This window comes from Paraburkholderia nodosa DSM 21604 (genome assembly GCF_000519185.1).
GTDB lineage: Bacteria > Pseudomonadota > Gammaproteobacteria > Burkholderiales > Burkholderiaceae > Paraburkholderia > Paraburkholderia nodosa.
In genome coordinates this window covers 26,215-44,787 of sequence record NZ_JAFA01000047.1, presented here as the reverse complement: position 1 = coordinate 44,787, position 18,573 = coordinate 26,215, and the positions used below count along the sequence as shown (strand labels likewise).

Sequence of the window (18,573 nt, the reverse complement as noted above, 5' to 3'; positions counted from 1 at the left end):
CGGTCAGAACGAACGCGGCAGGCCGAGCACATGCTCCGCCACGTACGACAGGATCAGGTTGGTCGAGATCGGCGCGACCTGGTAGAGGCGCGTCTCGCGGAACTTGCGCTCCACATCGTACTCGCAGGCGAACCCAAAGCCGCCGTGGAATTGCAGGCATGCATTCGCGGCTTCCCAGGAAGCGTCGGCGGCGAGCAACTTCGCCATGTTGGCCTGCGCGCCGCAGGCCTCGTGCGCGTCGAATCGGCGTGCGGCCTCGAAGCGCATCAGGCTCGCGGCTTCGACGTTGACGAACGCGCGCGCAATGGGGAACTGCACGCCCTGGTTCTGGCCGATCGGCCGCCCGAACACGATGCGCTCCTTGGCGTAGGCGCTCACCTTGTCGATGAACCAGTAGCCGTCGCCGATACATTCGGCCGCGATGAGCGTGCGCTCGGCGTTCAGGCCGTCGAGGATGTACTTGAAGCCCATCCCCTCCTCGCCGATCAGGTTTTCCGCCGGAATTTCGAGGTTGTCGAAGAAGAGTTCGTTGGTCTCGTGATTGACCATGTTGAGAATCGGCTGCACGGTGAGGCCGTTGCCGATCGCCTCGCGCAAGTCCACCACGAAAATCGACATGCCTTCGGACTTCTTCTTCACGTCGGCGAGCGGCGTGGTGCGCGCAAGCAGGATCATGAGGTCCGAATGCTGCACGCGCGAAATCCACACCTTTTGGCCGTTGATCACGTAGCGGTCGCCCTTGCGCACCGCGGTGGTCTTGATCTTGGTGGTATCGGTGCCGGTGGTGGGCTCGGTCACGCCCATCGATTGCAAGCGCAGTTCGCCGCTCGCGATCTTCGGCAGGTACTTGCGCTTTTGCTCGGCCGAGCCGTGGCGCAGCAGCGTGCCCATGTTGTACATCTGGCCGTGGCAAACGCCCGAGTTGCCGCCCGAGCGGTTGATCTCTTCCATGATGACCGAGGCCTCGGTCAGGCCCAGACCCGATCCGCCGTACTCCTGAGGAATCAACGCAGCGAGCCAGCCCGCTTTCGTGAGCGCATCGACGAATTCCTCGGGATAGCCGCGCGCCTCGTCGATCTTGCGGAAATATTCACCGGAGAACTGCTGGCACAGATCGCGCACGGCTTCGCGGATGTCCTGAAACGAATCTTGTTGCGTGGTTTGCATGATCGATATGAATTCGCTATGAATAGTCGTGTTGCCGCTCAGGTCAGCGTGGCGGTGGCCTGCATCGTCAGATAGCCGTCGTGGTCTTTCGCCCAGAGTTCGACCGAGCGCGCATCGTCGGCGAGCTTGCCGCACAGCGTGAACGCGTTGCCCGCGAACGTGGGCCGTACCGCGCGAAACGCGAACGTCGCGATCGTCGCGTCGGGCCGCTCACGGTGCACGAGGTCGAGCAGCAGAGTGGCGATGAGTGGGCCGTGCACGACGAGGCCTGGATAGCCCTCTTCCTGCGTGACGTACGGGAAGTCGTAGTGAATGCGATGACCGTTGAAGGTCAGCGCCGAATAGCGGAACAGCATGAGCGCGCTGGCGGTGAGCGTTCGCGACCATGTCTCGCCTTGAGGCGCTGCGACCGGCTTGGGCGCGCTCGCGCCGGGCTGCGGCGCGTCGCGATAGACGATGTCGTGCTCTTCCTCGATGCACAGCGCCCCGCCGCTCTCGTAGCGATGCTGCACGGTCACGAACACGAGGCGGCCACTGCGGCCGGTCTTGTCTTCGATGTTCGCGATGGTGGAAGTGCGCGCGACTTCGCTGCGCGCGCGCAGCGGCGCGTGAAAGGTCAGGCGCCCGCCCGCCCACATGCGGCGCGGCAGCTCGACCGGCGGCAGGAAGCCGCCGCGTTTCGGGTGTCCATCGGGACCTGCTTCCGCGAGCGGCGAGACAGGCAGAAAGTAGAGCCAGTGCCATAGCGGTGGCACGGCGCTATCGGGTGCTTCGCGGTCGAGTGTGGCCGCAAGCGCACGCAGCGGAAACGCGGTGATGTCGTCGGTGAGCGTTTCGGTCTTGTCGAGCCACGCACTGAGCGTTGGCGTTGGCGATTCCGGCATGGCAATTCTCCGTTGCGAGATCAGGGCCATACTATGAACGGCTCACATCGTTTCGCGAAGTTGCCTTTGCCGAATCAGCCCTTTCGCTTTCGTTAATCCCCCGGCCATTGTTGCCCGAGACTTGCACGCAGCTTTCAACCCGGGCCGCGCGCCGGCCTCACACTTCGCCGCGCAGATGGGCGGAGGCTTCGTCTTCCACACGCTGCCACAACTCGAACGACATGGGGCGCTCGCCCTCTTCGAGCAGATGACCCACCAGGCCAATCGCACGCGCCATCACGCCGAAGCCGCGCACGATGCGCCACGGGAAGCCGAATTCGCAGCAGATCGCGCCGATCGCACCCGTCGCATTGATCGGCAGTGCTTTACCCGATGCACGCTCCGCTTCTGCGCCAATGAGTTGCATGAGCTTCACATAGCGCCCCGACATGCCGTTTTGCGCAGCCAGTTCGAAAAGGCGCGGCGTACGGGGATCGATGGGCTTGTGCAGCGGATGACCGAGCCCCGGAATCGGCGTGCCGCGCGCGCGCCATGCGGCGACGGTATCGACTGCGAGTTTCTCCAGGTCGTCGCACTGGCCGTCATAAGGCAGCGTTTCGGACAGCATGCGGCACGCGCCTTCCATGCTGCCGACGAACACCGAGCCGAGCCCGCATAGCCCCGCTGCGACGGCCGCCTGCAGCGACTCGGGTGCGCCCGCATAGGTCATGCGCGCGGCGATGGCGCTCGGCGTCATGCCGTGCTCGACGAGCGTGATGACGATCGCGTTGAACATCGCGGACTGCTGCGGCGTGGCCGCCTTGCCCGTGAGTTGCAGATACGCGAAGTCGCCGAGATTCATGTGGCCGAGCACTTCGTCGGGCAGGCTCTTGCCGCGCACGACGATACGATCGGGCGTGCTGTACGCGATATCGGAGCGCACGAGCGGTTTCGGTTGACGGGCCATAGTCTTGATTCCTTCGTTATACAGAATAGCGTTCAGCGCAATTGCGCGCGGCCATGGTTGAGCACCAGCACGTCGCGTTCCAGCACGCGCGCGCGAAAACTCACCTCGCTGCCGTCTCGCCACATCTCGGTGCGGATCGTCTCGCCCGGATAAACAGGTGCGGTGAAGCGCGCGCGAAAGGCCGCGAGGCGTTGCGGCTCGCTTGCGCACAGCGTCCTGAGCACGGCGTGCGCAGCCACGCCCCACGTGGCGAGCCCGTGCAGGATAGGCCGCTCGAACCCCGCCGCGCGCGCGACCTGCGGGTCGGCATGCAACGCGTTGTCGTCACCACATAGACGATAAATCAGCGCCGTTTCCGGGCGCGTAGGCAGATCGCAATGATGATCGGGCACGCGCTCGGGCATCGGCGGTGGCGGCGCGGGGGCTTCGTCGCTCAAGCCGTTGTTCGCGCTAAAGCCGCCGTCACCACGGCAGAACGTGAGCTGCGTGACGGTGGCATACAGCTCGCCGCTTGCCTTGTCGGTAATGCTACGCTGGATTTCGAGCAGCGCGCCCTTGCCTGCGCCTTTGTCGACCACACGCGTGATGCGCGAGCGGCCGATCACCGTCGCGGCCGGCGGCAGCGGCTTGTGCATCACGAGGCTCTGCTCGCCGTGCAATAGCCGCACCCAGTCGATGCCCGAGCGCGGGTCGCGCGCCCAGAAGCCGGGAAAGCCGAGCACGACGGCAAGCGTCGGCGGCACGCGCAATTCCTTTTCGTAGACGAATGCCAGGTCGTCCGGATCAACGGGATTGGCGCCGTATCCCACGGCGAGGCTGTAGAGCATGGCGTCGCGCGCGGTGTAGGTCTGCTCGACGTCCTTGAACGGCCAGTTGCGCAGGGTGTGATAGTCGATCGTCATGGCAGTGCGTTCAATGTAAGTTCAGGCCTCGGCGGCGGGCCACTTGAAGAGCGGATCGGCCTTCTCGCGAAAGCGCTTCACGGCTTCGCGATGGAATTCGGTCGTGAACGCAATGCCCTGCGCCGCCGACTCGATTTCGAGCATCGCGCGCAGGTCGCTGCCAAGCGACTGATTCAACGCGCGCTTGGCCAGACCGAACGCAATGGGCGATGCCGCCGCGAGACTGGCCGCGACCTGCGCGGCGCGCGCATGAAGCTGTTCGGGCTCGACTACTTCGAGCACCGCGCCGATCTCCTTCGCTTCCGCGGCGCGTATTTCGCGCGCCGTAAAGACGAGATCCTTCGCGCGCGCGAGTCCCACCACGCGCGGCAGCGTATAGAACGCCCCGCAATCGGGCACGAGACCGACTTTCATGAAAGGCATGCAAAAGCGCGCCCGCGTGCTGGCAATCACGAAATCGGCGGCGAGTGCGAAGCTGAAGCCCGCGCCGTAACACACCCCATCCACGGCCGCGATCACCGGGCGGTCGAGGTCGATCAGCATGCTCACCCAGCCATGCAAGTCGTCGATCCGGTCGCGTCCCGCTTCGGCGCTCGTCACGTTCATGCCGCGCACGTCGCCGCCCGAGCAGAAGTCATTGCCCGCGCCGCGCAAAATGACCGCACGCACGCCGCGGTCGGCACGTATGCGCTGCACGGCTTCTAGCAATTCCACTCGCATCTCGCCGTTGAGCGCGTTCTTCGCCTCCGGACGATTGAACGTGAGCGTCGCGACGCCCGCGTCCTGTTCAACCAGCACCGTTTTTGCGCTCATGCGCACACCCCGGCGCTTGCGAGTTCTGCGAGCGCCTTGTCGAGCGCCGTGATGAGATGCACAGGCTCGACGCCTGCGAACTCCACGTCGGGACGTGCGAGAAATGCCTCGATATGCACCGCGCACGCCTCGCGCGTGGCAGCGAGTCCCGTGAAGCCGTCTTCGAGCCAGGCGACCGAAGCCAGTGGGCGCGGGTGCCAGTCGCCATTGACGATCGCTTTGACCACCGTGCCGTCACGCACGAGCAGGCTCAGCCAGATCAGCCCGGCCGGCGCCTTTTCGCGTCCACGCACGATACGGTCGCCCGTCAGGGTGATCGGGCTGTAACGCGTGGCCTCGCTTTTTTCATGGAACCAGCTTTCCTCGTGCAGTTCGCGCTCGTACTGCTGGGCAAAAACGAGTTCTTCGCTGCCCAGTGCGCCGGACTCCAGCGCCATTTCGCCGAACGTGCGGCGAACGCAGGCCGTGACCCAGGCAGTCAACTCATCGGCGTTCACCTTGCGGCCGAGTTCCTGCTCCAGGTACGTGTAGCGCGAACCGAGATCCTTGTGCTTCTTGTCCTTGACCTTCTCGGGCGCCATGGGCATGGCGCGCGCCGCGATCGCCGTGTCGATCGCCTTCACGTTCAGCAGAATGCGGAACGTCAGCACGCCGCCTTCGATCTTGAGCGAGGTGGCCACGAGCTTGCGTCCGTCGATCTCGACGTCGTTCAGCGGTCGGTAGGCGGCCTGCAGGCCGAACACATCGCGTAGCGCTTCGGCGACGTGGCCGAGTATCGTGGGAAACGCCTGCGCCGCCGTTTGCGGCACGCCGGGCAGACCAATCGGCAGATAGAACGCGAGAAATGCCGAACCGCGCCCCGCGTAAATCGCGCCGCCGCCGCTCACGCGCCGCCGCGCGAGCACGTTGTTGTCGCGGCAGAACGGCAGATCGAGCACCTGGTTCGGATCTTCGTTCACGCCTACGGTAATGCTGTCTTCGTTGAAGACGTTCAGATAGACCGTGGGCGGCGCGAGATTCTCGGCCACCGCGCGCTCGACGGCCGGCGACACCGAAATGGAAAAGTCCGCGTAGTTGTGGCTGCCTACGACGAGGCGCCACGGGTCTTGGGTATGCGTTGCGCTTGCATTCATGTCGTCTCTCTCCGTTGATCTTCTACGAGGGCTGCCCCTTCGAGTTTCGCGACCGTCTCGATGGCGTCCGCGTGTATCAGCGTCTGGCGCTTGAAGCGCTCCGCTATGGCCTCGATCGCGCCGCCCTGCACCGCCCCTTCCACCTGCAGCGTGAGATGGTCGCCGCCATGAGCCTTTGTGCCGACCACGAGCCGATACGCCCCCGTCGCGCCCTCTACGCCCAGCAGCACCGTCTTCAACTCGGAGGGGTAGACCTTCACGCCTTTGATCTTCACCATCGAATCGGCGCGGCCGAACACCACGCGCGGCAACGACACCGTGCGGCCATGCACGGGCGCGGTGCGCTCGAGCGCGGTGAGGTCGCCGGTGCGGTAACGCACGAGCGGCTGCAGTTCCTTCTGCAGATGGGTGAGCACGAGTTCGCCACGTTCGCCCTCGGCAACCGGCATGCCGGTGTCCGGGTCGATGACTTCGGCGTACAGCAGTTCATCGAACACATGCACACCCGTACCGCCGGGGAACGTACGCGCCACTGGCAGGCATTCGGAAAGCGAGTAACTGTCGATCAGCAGCGTGCCCGGCATCGCTGCGCGCACGCGTGCGTATAGCGCGGCATTGCCTGTGAACGCTTCGCCGCCCGCGAAGAACACCCGCGGCACGGGGCACCCCGCTTCGATGAGCTTGAGCGCGTGCGACGGATTGCCGGCCAGCACCGTCACGCCACATTGCTGCGCAACGCGCGCCGCGCGCTCGGTCTCGCCGGGACCATGCGGAATGCACGCCACGCCGCGCGCTTCCATCTGGGTCTGGTAGAAAAGCCCCGCAACGAAGAGGTGATAGCCGAACGTCACCATGCCCACGTCGCCGGGACCGATGCCGCACGCGTCGAGATGCTGGCCGCACGCGGCTTCGATCGCGCGCAGGTCGGCCGCGCTCTGCAGGATCGGCACGAGCGAAGCGCCCATCGGCGTGAGGTGCACGCGCACCGGCGGCACGGCCGGCGCAAACGCGCCGTAGCCCGGGCGATTCATCTCGGCCACCAGTTCGGCGCGCGTCATGAGCGGCACGCGCTCGGCGAACTCCGCCGCGCTCGCGACGCTACCCGGCAGGCGTCCCGCATAGAACGGGTGCGTTTGTAGCCGCGAGAGCTGCGCGTTGAGTGCATCGAGCATCGTCTCCTCCTTTTTCTGTTCAGTAGGGCTGCGCAGCGTTTGCCCTCAAGCCGCTCGCTCGAAAATAGCCGCGATGCCCTGCCCGCCACCCACGCACATCGTTTCGAGGCCATAGCGGCCCTTGCGGCGCTGCAGTTCGTAAAGCAGGGTCGTGAGCATGCGCACGCCGGTCGCGCCGATCGGGTGACCGAGCGAAATGCCCGAACCGTTCACGTTCAGCCGCGATTCGTCGTGCCAGCCCCAGCCCTTGAGCACGGCGAGCACCTGGCACGCGAATGCCTCGTTCAGTTCGACGAGGTCGAGTTGATCGAAGCTGAGCCCGGTCTTTTGCAGCAGCTTTTGTACGGCCAGCACCGGGCCGATGCCCATCGTCGCGGGCTCGCATCCCGCGGCCGCCCAGCCGGTCAGGTAGCCAAGCGGCGTGAGGCCCAGTTTGTCGAGCTGATCTTCGGCGACGATCAGGCACGCCGCCGCGGCATCGTTCTGCTGGCTTGCGTTGCCCGCCGTCACCGTGCCGCCTTTCATGAGTGGCTTGAGCTTCGCGAGCGACGCCTCGCTCGCGTCGGAGCGCAAGCCTTCGTCGCGTGCGAACAGCACCGGGTCGCCCTTGCGCTGCGGCACCGAAACCGCCACCACCTCCTCGGCGAAGCGGCCCGACTCCCATGTCGCCGCCGCACGCTGGTGGCTGCGCACAGCGTAAGCGTCCGCTTCCTCGCGAGTGATGCCGTATTGCTTCGCGAGGTTCTCCGCCGTTTCGATCATCCCGGAGATATAGCCGAAGCGCGCTTCGGGCTGCGAGCGTTCGCGGCCGCGCTCGAGACGATCGTGCATCTTCACCGAGCCTGCGCGAGCGCCCCAACGCATGTCGGTCGTGTAGTACTCGATATTGCTCATGCTTTCCACGCCGCCGGCCACGACCACGTCCGCCGCGCCGCTCTGCACCATCATCGCGGCGGTCACGACCGCCTGCAGGCCGCCGCCGCAACGGCGATCGAGCTGCATGCCGGGCACCTGCACGGGCAGCCCCGCTTCGAGCGCGGCCCAGCGGCCGATGCAAGGCGTTTCGCTGTTCGCATACGATTGCGCGAAGACCACGTCTTCGATACGCGCCGGGTCCACGCCGCTGCGCGCGATGGTTTCGCGCAGCACCGTGGCCGCGAGCGTCTCGACGGAAACAGGGCGCAGGCTGCCGCCGAACGTGCCGACCGGCGTGCGTACCGGTGCCACTATCGCTGCTCTTCTCATTTCGGATTCCTTTGCATGTTGTCTGATTGTTGTTCGCGTCATGCGCCCGCGTACCGTCAAACCGCTATCGCATCCCGCCGCGCATGGTGTTGCGCGTCCAGTTGCTCGCGCCACTCCGGCGGCGCGATGGCGAGCATGCGCTCGGCGCGCTGCGCGAGCGTGAGCCCACGCAGGTCCGCCACGCCGTGCTCGGTGACGATCACCGCCGCGTCGCTGCGCGGCGTGCTGACCGGCCCCGAAAGACGCGCGACGATGCGGCTGCCATGCCGCGTGCTCGATGCGAGCGCGACGATCGCGACGCCCCCGTGCGAGCGCGCCGCGCCGCGCATGAAATCGAGCGCCCCACCCACCGCGCCCACATAGCGGCCACCGGCGGCCTCCGCATTGACCTGACCCGTCAAATCGACTTCGAGCGCCGAGTTGATCGCCACGAACCGGTCGAGGCTGCCGAGCACGTCGATGTCGTGCGTATAGGCCGTGGCGCGAAACTGAATCTGCGCATTGCGGTGCGCATGCGCGTAGACCTTGCGCGTGCCCATCATCGTGCCGACCACGCTCACGCCTCGATCGCGCGGCTTGCGGGCATTCGTCACCACCCCCGCTTCGATCAGATCGACCACGGCGTCGCCGATGGTGCCGCTATGCACGCCAAGGTCGCGCCGGTCGCGTAACTGCGCGACGATGGCCTCGGGCAGCGCGCCCAGCCCGAACTGGATCGTCGAGCCGTCTTCGATCAGGGAAGCAGCGTGCTGCGCGATGCGCCGCTCGATGTCGCCGGCCTGCGCGGCCGGCGCTTCCAGCGGCGTGCGGTCGGTATGGATCAGCACGTCGAAATCGTCTGCGCGCAACATGCGCTCGCCGTAAGTCCAGGGCGCCGCCGCATTCACCTCCGCGATGACCACGCGCGCGCTGTCGATCAGCGGCACGAGATACTCATGGGCGATCGAGAGGCTGTAGCGGCCCGCTTCATCCGCGGGGGCAACTTGCAGCAGCAACACGTCGATGCGGTTCGGACCGCTGGTCAACGCGCTGCGAAACTGCGAGTAGTGACACGGGAGAATATCGAGCACGCCCTCGCGTTCGAGGCGCCGGTTCGTTCCCGACGCGCCATAGGCCATGAAGTCCACGCAGTCGGCATACGCGGGCTCGAGCGTTTCCGACCACGACGCGCCCACGAACACGCGAAAGCGCCCGCCTATCGACTTGCGCTGCGCCATCAGCAGCGCGGTGAGCGTGCACGGCTCGGCTCCGCACTGGCCCCACGCGAGCGTGTCGCCCGGGCGCAGGTACTGCGCGAAATCGAGCTGCGCGGCGTCGACGATGCGCGCCGCGCGCGGACCGCGCGTCATCAGACGGGGTCCCAGCTGAAGACATCGGCGGAAACATCGAGCGTATGGAACGACTTGCGCAGCGCCGGCATGGCATGCTCGGCAATCGTCTCCGGTGTCCAGCCCTCGCCGCGATGCACCGAACGCACGGGGCGCGGCTGGCTCATGAGGAAGATTTCGTTGTTGCGGACCGCGAAAATCTGGCCCGTCACGTCGGCGGCCTGCTCACTGGCGAGGTAGACGGCGAGCGGCGCGATCTTCGCGGGCGTCATCTGCTTGATCTTGGCGACGCGCGCTTCCTGTTCCGGCGAATCGATCTTGATCGAGTTGATCATGCGGCTCCAGGCGAACGGTGCGATGCAGTTCGAACGGACACCGAACTTTTCCAGATCGAGCGCGATGGATTTCGACAGGCCCGCAATGCCGAGCTTCGCCGCGCTGTAGTTGGCCTGCGCAAGATTGCCGATCAGCCCGGACGTGGACGTCATATGCACGAACGCCCCGCTGCGCTGCTCCTTGAAGTGGTCGGCGGCGGCGCGCGAGACGTAGTAAGAGCCGTAGAGGTGAACCTTCAGCACGGCGTCCCACTCTTCTTCGCTCATTTTGTGGAAGAAGCGGTCGCGCAGGATGCCCGCGTTGTTCACCACGCAATCGATACGGCCGAACACGTCCAGCGCGTTCTGCACGATGCGGGCGGCGCCGGCGGCGTCGGCCACGCTGTCGGTGTTCGCGGTGGCCTGACCGTCGAACGCCTTGATCTCGTTCACCACGGCCTGCGCGGGGCCGTCGTTATGGCCCTCGCCGGTGAGCGAGGCGCCCACGTCGTTCACCACGACTTTCGCGCCGTGGCGCGCCATCATGAGCGCGATATCGCGGCCAATTCCGCCGCCCGATCCCGTCACCACCACGACCTTACCGTCCAGCATTCGTTGCGTCGTCATCGTTTTCGCTCCTCCAGCCCGCGTTGCGCCGGGCATTGATCCGATTTGATTCGATTGGATTTGTTATGCGGCAAGCTGTGCCGTTCGTGTTGCAGCTTGACGCATCGGCTAGGGCTGCACAATTTGGATATGCCGAACGCCTGTTTCGGCCAGGATTAACCCGTACTATCGCTAATGGCGCGCATTGCGCTGCGGCGCAATAATGGCTGGAGTCTGCTCGTCCCGCATGTTTTTTGCATCCCTCGAACGAACGAGCTGACGGACATTGGAGTCACGGCAAGTCAACCCATGCATTTCGATCTCGTCGACCTGAAGCTCTTCACCCACGTAGCCGAGGCGAGCAGCCTCACGCGCGGCGCGGAACGCGCGCACCTGTCGCTACCCGCGGCGAGCACGCGTATCAAGAATCTCGAAGAACAGGTGGGCGTGAAGCTCCTGAGCCGCACGAGCCAGGGGGTCACGCTAACGGGCCCCGGCGAAACGCTGCTCGCGCACGCGCGCCGCGTGCTCAAGCAGCTCGAGCAACTCACGGGAGACCTGCAGGAATACTCGCAGGGTGTGAAGGGCCATGTGCGCGTGTTTGCGAACACCACGGCGATGAGCGAGTTTCTGCCTGCCGTGCTGCGCACCTACCTCATCAATCATCCCGACGTGTACGTGGACATACACGAGCGCCTTTCGCCCGATATCGTGCGCGCCGTGCAGGACGGCACGATCGACATCGGCATCGTGGCCGGCAATGTGCGCACCGAGGGACTGCAGGTGCTGCCCTACCGGCGCGACCGGCTCGTGCTCGTCACCGCACTGAGCCACCCGCTTTCGCAGGCGAGCGAGATGGCGTTTGCCGATACGCTCGACTACGACTTCATCGGGCCGCCCGACGAAAGCGCGATTTTCTCGTTTCTCAAGCGCGCCTCGTCGGATTTGCAGCGCACGATACGCTGGCGCATCCAGATCGGCAATTTCGAAGCCGCGTGCCGCATGATCGAGGCGAACATCGGTATTGGCGTGCTGCCCGAGGGCACGGCGCGCCGCCACGCGCAAACCATGTCGCTCAAGATCGTGCCGCTCACCGACGAGTGGGCCGTGCGCAAACTGCAGATCTGCATGGCCGACCGCGATGCGCTGCCGCTGTTCGCGCGCAAGCTCGTCGATCTGCTGGTGGCCGACGGCAGCGGCCGCCTCGAATAAACCCATGACGCGGCGCGCGTACTGCGCGCCGCCCCTCTCGCCTAGCGCCCGCCAGCCGCGCGAATCATGTTGCGCGCGATGACGATCTGCTGGATCTGGCTCGTGCCTTCGTAGATGCGGAAGATGCGCACATCGCGGTAGAAGCGCTCGATGCCGTAGTCGGACATATAACCCGCACCGCCGAAAATTTGCACCGCGCGGTCTGCCACCCGCCCGCACATTTCGGATGCGAAGAGCTTCGCACACGCAGCCTCGGTGCTCACGTTCTGGCCGGCATCGCGGCGGCGCGCGGCGTCGAGCACCATGCAGCGCGCCGCGTAGAGTTCGGTCTGGCTATCGGCGAGCATGGCTTGCACGAGCTGGAACTCGGCGATCTTCTCGCCGAACTGCTCACGCTCCATCGCATAGCGCAGCGCGTCGTCGAGCATGCGCTGCGCCACGCCGACGCAGATCGCCGCGATATGGATGCGCCCCTTGTCGAGCACCTTCATCGCGGTCTTGAACCCCACGCCTTCCTTACCGCCGATGATGTTCTCCGCGGGCACCTTCACGTCCTCGAAGATGACGTCGCAGGTATGCGCGCCGCGCTGTCCCATCTTCTTGTCGCGCTTGCCGAAGCTGATGCCGGGCGTCTTCGCGTCGACGATGAACGAGGTGATGCCGCCCGCGCGCGGCTCGTCCGGATTCGTGCGCGCCATCAGCGTGAACATGCCGGCTTGCGGCGCATTCGTGATGAAGCGCTTGGTGCCGTTCACCACATAGTGGTCGCCGCGCCGCTCGGCGCGCGTCTTGATCGAGGCGGCGTCCGATCCCGCGCCCGGTTCCGTAAGCGCAAAGCTCGCGATGATCTCGCCGCTCGCAAGCTTCGGCAGCCACGTCGCCTTTTGCTCATAGGTGCCGTCGATCACGATGCCCTGCGAGCCGATGCCCACCGTCGTGCCGATGATCGAGCGAAACGCGGGCGAGGTCTTGCCGAGTTCGAGCATCACGAGCACCTCTTCTTCCATCGTGAGATCGAGGCCGCCGTACTGCTCCGGGATGGTCAGGCCGAAGAGACCCATGGCCTTCATGTCGTCGACGATATCGGCCGGAATTTCATCGGTTTCGGCCACGCGTTCTTCGTTCGGCACGAGACGCTCGCGCACGAAGCGCGCGACGTTGTCGAGCAGAACGTTCATCGTTTCCTGGTCGCGAATCATGGTGTATGCCCTGCAATCGTTGATCGGGCGGCACGACGCCGCCCGTGAGGAAAGGAAAATCGGGAATGCTCAGCGAGCGCGCACGGCACGTTTGGCCATTTCGCGCAGCGGCTGCTTTTGCAGCTTGCCGCTCGCCGTGGTCGGGATCATGTCGATGGTCACGATCTCCGAGGGGCGCTTGTAGGCCGAGAGCCGCTCGCTCAGGTAGTGGGCAAGGTCGTCTGCGTCGATCGTCGCGCCCTCCTTCGCTTCCACGAAGGCCACGACTTCCTCGTTGCCTTCGGCGTCGCGCCGCCCCACCACGGCGCTCTGGCGCACCGCCGCGTAGGTGTTGATGACCGACTCGACTTCGATCGGATAGACGTTGAAGCCTGAACGGATGATGAGATCCTTCGAGCGGCCGACGATGAAGAGCGCGCCGTCCGCGTCCAGCCGGCCGAGGTCGCCGGTCTTGAGCCAGCCTTCTGCATCGAGCACTTCCGAAGTCAGGCCCGGCTCGCGATAGTAACCGTGCATGACGCCGGGACCGCGCACCCACAACTCGCCCGCTTCGCCGCGCGGCACGTCGTGGCCGTCGGGCCCGACCACGCGCAACTCGGCGCCCTCGACGATCTCGCCCGAGGACACGTCCTTGCGCGGACGGTCCATGCGCGTGATGAAGAGCGAGCCCGCGTACTCGGTCATGCCGTAGCCGTGATGCAGCGGCATGCCGAAGAGTGCTTCGACCTGCTGCTTGAGCGTGGGATCGAGCGGACCGCCGCCCGTATAGAGGTAGCGCAGACGCGGCGCGTGCACCGCGCCGCCGTGCTCGCGCACGTAGGCGACGATGCGCGTGAAGAGCGTCGGCACGCCCTGCAGGATGGAGATTTCGGAGGCGCCGAGCGCTTTCACGACCTCTTCCGCCGAAAAGCGCGCCGCGAGATGCAGGCTCGCGCCCGCTTCGAAAGTGGCGAGCAGCAGCGTGGCGAGGCCGAAGATATGCGACATCGGCATGACCGCGTACGCGCAGTCCGCCTGTGTCATGTCGCGCGACGTCGCCGAGACATGCGCGAAATGCAGCAGGCCGCGATGCGTGGCCATCACGCCCTTGGGCTGGCCCGTCGTGCCCGACGTGTAGATGAGCACCGCGACCTCGTGCGCGAGCGCCTCGGCCTCGCGCGCGGCGTTGAGGTCGGGCGCGGCCATCATCAGCGGGCCGAGCCCGGCGGGCGCGATTTCGCGCGCGCGATAGCGCACGCCGTGACGCAGCGCGTCAGGCGATGCGCCGTGCGTAAACAGCATGAGACGCGGCCCGCAATGCGCGCGGATCGTCTCGATCTCGCGCTCCGAGAGCCGCGCATTGACCACGGCCGGCCACGCGCCGATTTCCGCAAGCGCGAACAGCAGCGTCACCACGGCCGAGCAGTTTTCGGCCACGATCAGCACGCGGTCGCCCACGTCCACGCCCTGCTCGCGCAAAAACCGCTGCGCCTGCCCTACGTCGCTCCAGAGCTGCCCGAAGCTCGTCACCTTTGTTTCTTCGCGTATCGCCACGGCCTCGGGCGACGCCTCCGCCCAGTGCCGCGCGATATCGCTGATCTTGCGCGCCGCTCGCCTCACCACTGTCACCTCCCGTCGTTGCTCTTTGACTGCGTACGGCGCGCCGTGGCACGCCGCATCGCGACAGGTATGAGTGTGGTTCAGGCGCGGCCTGCCAACAATTCGTTTTCGAGAAAGCCGGCATTCGTCTGCCGAGAAGTCGGAAATCACCCCGATGGCCGGGGCTTCGAGGCGATTAGCGTCTCGACCGGGCGCGTGCTCGCGAGGCACTCAGCGCTCGCGGGTGACGCGTGCGAGGCACCGGCGCGGCCCTACGCAGGCGCTGCCGCCAGTCACTCCATCTGCGCCGACGCACGCTCGCCTCCCATCGTGCCCTTAGCGGCGCTATTCGCCCGATGAATCGCCACGATGCCCGCGAGCGACACGCAGGCCGGCGCGGCCGCCGCGAGAAAGAGCGCCGAGGACGACCATTGCAGGTGCAGGAGAGCGCCGCCCAGCACCGGACCGATGACCGAGCCGATCCGCCCCACGCCGAGGCTCCAGCCGATGCCGGTCGAGCGCAGCGAGGTCGGATAGTAGGTCGCGGCGAGCGCGTTGAGCGCGGGCTGGCCGCCGATGATCGTAAAGCCCGTGACGAAGATCGCCACGAACATCGCGGCCACGGAGACCATCACGGCCGGATTGCCGATGGCGGCGGTCGAGACGATGGCGATCAGGAATGTCGTGGCGAGCACGCGCGTGAAGCCCGCGAGGTCGATGATGCGCCCGAGCAGCAGCGTGCCGATCACGCCACCGCCCCACAACGCCGTGCCGGCGAACACGGCGGTCTGGGTCGAATAGCCGGCATCGCGGATCACGGTCGGCAGCCAGTTCGAGAGGAAATACATGGCGAGCAGGTTCGCGAAGTTCACGACCCACAGCAGCACGGTCACCCGCGCGCGCCCTTCTTTGAACAGCTCGACGAACGGCACGCCGCGCGAGCGCGTTTCCACGGTCGTGAACTGCACGCCGGTTGGCAACGCGAGCGCAGGCGCCACGCGGGACAGATTGCGGCGCACGCGCGCCTGAGTGTGCTCGCCGCGACCGCGAAACAGGAGGAACTGAATCGACTCGGGCAACGCGAGCCACATCAGCACGCCGAGCACGAGCGGAATCGCGCCGCCCACGAAGAACACGGCGCGCCATCCGAACGCGGGAATCATCGCCGCGGTGATCAGGCCGCCCACCACGCCGCCCAGCGTAAAGCCGCACGAGACGATCATCATGAGCGTGACGCGCATGCGGCGCGGGCTGTACTCGCCCGCGAGCGCCATTGCGTTCGGCATGATGCAGCCAAGACCCAGCCCCGCGACGAAGCGCCAGGCCACCAGTTCCGCGATCGAATGCGCGAAGCCCGTCGCCACCATGCACGCGGAAAAGAACAGCGTCGCGCCGATCAGCACCGGGCGGCGGCCGATCTTGTCGGCGAGCGTGCTGAACGTGAGCGAGCCCACCAGCATGCCGAACAGGCCCGCGCCAAACACCGGCGAGAGCGTTTCCTTCGCAATACCCCACTCGCGGATCACGACCGGCGCGACATAGCCCATCGCCTGCACATCGAAGCCGTCCATCACGAGGCACAGCGCGCACAACGTGACCACGAGTAGCTGATACGGCCCGAACCGGCTTTCGTCGATGATGCCGGTAACCTCCACCGCCTTGTTCATGCAATGTCTCCAATCATTATTGTGTCGTCTCGATCGCTCTGCGGCGACTAGAGTTCGAGGATCAATCGCCCGCTTTTCGCGCGCGAGCAGCAGGTCATCATGCGGGTTTGCGTGTCGCGCTCGGCGCGTGTGAGCACCACGTCGCGGTGCTCGATCTCGCCCGCCAGCACGCGCACCTCGCACGAGCCGCACAAGCCTTCTTCGCAATCGCTTTGCACGTCGATGTTCGCGCGGCGCAGCGCGTCTAGCACGGTCTGGTCCGCGCCCACGTTGAGCACGAGCCCCGAGTCCTTCAACTCGACTTCGAACGCCCGCTCCCGCGTGGGGTCGAGCTTGCCGCCGGTCGCGGCGAAATGCTCCACGCGCAGCGCATCGTCGGGCCACGCCTCGCTGCAGGCTTCGAGTGCTTCGAGCATGCGCGCGGGGCCGCATGCGTAGACGCGCGTATGTTCGTCGACGTGCAGCGCGGCGAAATCGTTGCGCGTGCCTTCTTCCGAAACGTGCAGATGCAGGCGCTCGCCGTGCAGCTGCGCGAGTTCGTCGACGAGCGCCATCGTCTTGCGCGAGCGCCCGCTATAGTGCAATTCGTAATCGATGCCCAGCTCGCGCGCGCGGCGCGCCATGGCGCTAACCGGCGTGATGCCGATGCCGCCCGCAATGAAGATCGCGCGCCGCCCTGCTTCGTCGAGCCGGAAGTGATTGCGCGGGCCGCGAATCTTCAGGCGCATGCCTGCGCGCAACGCGTCGTGCACCCATGCCGAACCGCCGCGGCTTTGCGTTTCGCGCAGCACGGCGATCTCGAACGCGCCCGTGTCGGCGGGGTCCGAGCACAGCGAGTACTGGCGCGAGATGCCGGTGTCGCCGCACTCCACGTCGATATGCGCGCCCGGCGCCCAGCGCGGCAGCGCGCCGCCGTCCGGCGCGACGAGACGCAAACGGACGATGCCTTCGGCCACGGCGTCCACACGCTCGACCACCACAGGCCGCGAAAGCGCGTGCGCCGATGGCTCGCCGATGCGCACCACCACCTGCGCGCCGAGCAGCGCCGGATTCACGCGCTCCGGATTTTGCGCCGGGTCCCATTCCACCAACACATGCTCGGGACCCCGGAACGACGTGTTCGGTACATAGGTGAACGTCTGCTCGGCCAGACGCATGTGAGGCAAGCGGCGCGTGAACTCTTCGAGGAAGATCTGCATCTCCATGCGTGCGAGGTTCTTGCCCATGCACTGGTGCGAGCCATAGCCGAACGTGACGTGGTCGCTCGCGTTGTCGCGGCGGATGTCGAACAGGTCGGCATCGGCAAAATGACGCTCGTCGTGATTCGCCGACGAAGTCACGATGAGCAGCTTCGAACCCGCCGGAATGTCGATGCCGCCAATCTGCACGTCCTTCGTCGCGAGGCGCCGCCAGGCCGCCACCGAGCCGTTGTGGCGCAGACACTCCTCCACGGCGTTCGGAATCAGGCTCGGGTCCTCGCAGATCTCGCGCCACGCGTGCGGGTGCTGCAGCAGCAGCTTCATTGCGTTCGCCGTGGCGTTGGCCGTGGTCTCGTGTGCGGCCACGATGCCGGCCATCATCATCGAATGCAGATAGGAGTCCGTGACGACTTCGGGATGCGTCTCCTGCTTGCGAATGCCGTATTGCATCCAGCCCGGGCCATCCGGGTTCTGGCGCATCTTGTCGAGCACCTTGCCCGCGAACTGCCAGAAGTTGCCCACCGCGTGTGCGACTTCGACCTGCTCTTCGGGGCGCGGCCGGCCCCATGTATTGACCGTGTGCGCAATCGAGTACTTGCGCAGCAGGTCCATGTCCTCTTCGGGCACGCCCAGAAAATGCAGCGCCACAGTGAGCGGCACTTCCCAGAGCATCTGGTCCACGAGGTCGGCGCGCCCTGCGTCGATGAAGCGGTCCACGTACTCGCGCGTGAGACGCCGCACCATTGGTTCGTGGTGCTTCAGATGTTCGGGCGTGAACGGCTCCATCAGCGCGCGGCGGCGCGGCATGTGGGCCGGCTCGTCCTCGTTCACCAGCGTGCGGTTCATGGCGTAGCCGTACGACTCCAGCACCGCGTTCGCCTCGGGACCGGTGGGCGTGATCTTTTCGAGCGCGATGGAGGGTGAGAACGTGAGGTTGTCGCGAAAGATCGCCTTGATATCGTCGTAGCGCGTGACCACCCAGTAACCAAGCTGCGGGCTATAGAACACGGGCTCCTGCTCGCGCGCCCAGCGCACGTATTCGGGCGGGTCCTGCTGGTAGCCGTCGCTGAACGGGTCGAATGCCGCGGCATTGGCGCTGACCGGACAGCGCGGCGCAGCGTTTGCGGCGTGACTCGCTGCGTGGGGGAACGGGCAGCGGCCCGCCGACGGGGAAGGTGTCTCGCTCATAGGCCTCTCCTGCATGCTGC

The 18,573-nt window shown here is 66.0% G+C and carries 15 protein-coding genes; 1 reads left to right on the top strand and 14 read right to left on the bottom strand.

What is annotated here, in order from left to right; translation table 11 throughout:
* Positions 1-3: 3 nt before the first annotated feature.
* From A3CW_RS0138655 to A3CW_RS0138610, 10 genes are all read right to left on the bottom strand, one after another.
* On the bottom strand, positions 4-1,167 hold the full coding sequence (locus tag A3CW_RS0138655; protein ID WP_028208315.1) for an acyl-CoA dehydrogenase family protein: 1,164 nt from the start codon (positions 1,165-1,167) through the stop codon (positions 4-6).
* Positions 1,168-1,205: 38 nt separating this feature from the next.
* A complete protein-coding gene (locus A3CW_RS0138650) occupies positions 1,206-2,051 on the bottom strand; it encodes an FAS1-like dehydratase domain-containing protein (protein ID WP_028208314.1) in 846 nt (281 codons plus the stop codon).
* A gap of 157 nt (positions 2,052-2,208) precedes the next feature.
* Positions 2,209-2,997 carry a citryl-CoA lyase gene (locus A3CW_RS0138645; protein WP_028208313.1) on the bottom strand — a complete coding sequence of 263 codons (789 nt, stop codon included), beginning with the start codon at positions 2,995-2,997 and terminating at the stop codon, positions 2,209-2,211.
* A 32-nt stretch (positions 2,998-3,029) separates the two neighbouring features.
* Positions 3,030-3,899, bottom strand: a complete 870-nt coding sequence (locus A3CW_RS0138640; protein ID WP_028208312.1) for a MaoC/PaaZ C-terminal domain-containing protein — start codon at positions 3,897-3,899, stop codon at positions 3,030-3,032.
* 21 nt (positions 3,900-3,920) lie between these two features.
* On the bottom strand, positions 3,921-4,712 hold the full coding sequence (locus A3CW_RS0138635; protein ID WP_028208311.1) for an enoyl-CoA hydratase/isomerase family protein: 792 nt from the start codon (positions 4,710-4,712) through the stop codon (positions 3,921-3,923).
* Positions 4,709-5,845 (bottom strand): lipoate--protein ligase family protein, encoded by a 1,137-nt coding sequence (locus A3CW_RS0138630; RefSeq protein WP_028208310.1) that lies wholly within the window; start codon positions 5,843-5,845, stop codon positions 4,709-4,711. The genes A3CW_RS0138635 and A3CW_RS0138630 overlap by 4 nt, the downstream gene beginning before the upstream one ends.
* Positions 5,842-7,017, bottom strand: a complete 1,176-nt coding sequence (locus A3CW_RS49020) for a phenylacetate--CoA ligase family protein (RefSeq protein ID WP_051482003.1) — start codon at positions 7,015-7,017, stop codon at positions 5,842-5,844. Before A3CW_RS49020 ends, A3CW_RS0138630 begins: the two co-directional genes overlap by 4 nt.
* Positions 7,018-7,062: 45 nt before the next feature.
* The gene (locus A3CW_RS0138620; RefSeq protein ID WP_028208309.1) at positions 7,063-8,262 is read right to left on the bottom strand and encodes an acetyl-CoA C-acetyltransferase; all 1,200 of its coding nucleotides are present in this window, start codon (positions 8,260-8,262) and stop codon (positions 7,063-7,065) included.
* 56 nt (positions 8,263-8,318) lie between these two features.
* On the bottom strand, positions 8,319-9,611 hold the full coding sequence (locus A3CW_RS0138615) for an acetyl-CoA hydrolase/transferase family protein (RefSeq protein WP_028208308.1): 1,293 nt from the start codon (positions 9,609-9,611) through the stop codon (positions 8,319-8,321).
* Positions 9,611-10,516: an SDR family NAD(P)-dependent oxidoreductase gene (locus A3CW_RS0138610; protein ID WP_028208307.1), complete on the bottom strand. Its 906-nt coding sequence runs from the start codon at positions 10,514-10,516 to the stop codon at positions 9,611-9,613. The genes A3CW_RS0138615 and A3CW_RS0138610 overlap by 1 nt, the downstream gene beginning before the upstream one ends.
* Positions 10,517-10,819: 303 nt before the next feature.
* Here A3CW_RS0138610 and A3CW_RS0138605 point away from each other — a divergent pair, with 303 nt between their 5' ends.
* Positions 10,820-11,722, top strand: a complete 903-nt coding sequence (locus tag A3CW_RS0138605; RefSeq protein WP_028208306.1) for a LysR family transcriptional regulator — start codon at positions 10,820-10,822, stop codon at positions 11,720-11,722.
* Positions 11,723-11,763: 41 nt separating this feature from the next.
* On the opposite strand, the gene A3CW_RS0138600 is transcribed toward A3CW_RS0138605, so the two are convergent.
* The 4 genes from A3CW_RS0138600 to A3CW_RS0138585 all read right to left on the bottom strand — a co-directional run bounded on the left by A3CW_RS0138600 (position 11,764) and on the right by A3CW_RS0138585 (position 18,553).
* Positions 11,764-12,921, bottom strand: coding sequence for an acyl-CoA dehydrogenase family protein (locus tag A3CW_RS0138600; RefSeq protein WP_028208305.1), 1,158 nt, complete (start codon positions 12,919-12,921; stop codon positions 11,764-11,766).
* Positions 12,922-12,990: 69 nt separating this feature from the next.
* Positions 12,991-14,523 carry a class I adenylate-forming enzyme family protein gene (locus A3CW_RS0138595; RefSeq protein WP_035515206.1) on the bottom strand — a complete coding sequence of 511 codons (1,533 nt, stop codon included), beginning with the start codon at positions 14,521-14,523 and terminating at the stop codon, positions 12,991-12,993.
* 269 nt (positions 14,524-14,792) lie between these two features.
* Positions 14,793-16,166, bottom strand: a complete 1,374-nt coding sequence (locus A3CW_RS0138590) for an MFS transporter (RefSeq protein WP_028208303.1) — start codon at positions 16,164-16,166, stop codon at positions 14,793-14,795.
* Between the two features lie 47 nt (positions 16,167-16,213).
* On the bottom strand, positions 16,214-18,553 hold the full coding sequence (locus tag A3CW_RS0138585; RefSeq protein WP_028208302.1) for a cytochrome P450/oxidoreductase: 2,340 nt from the start codon (positions 18,551-18,553) through the stop codon (positions 16,214-16,216).
* Between the last annotated feature and the right edge of the window lie 20 nt (positions 18,554-18,573).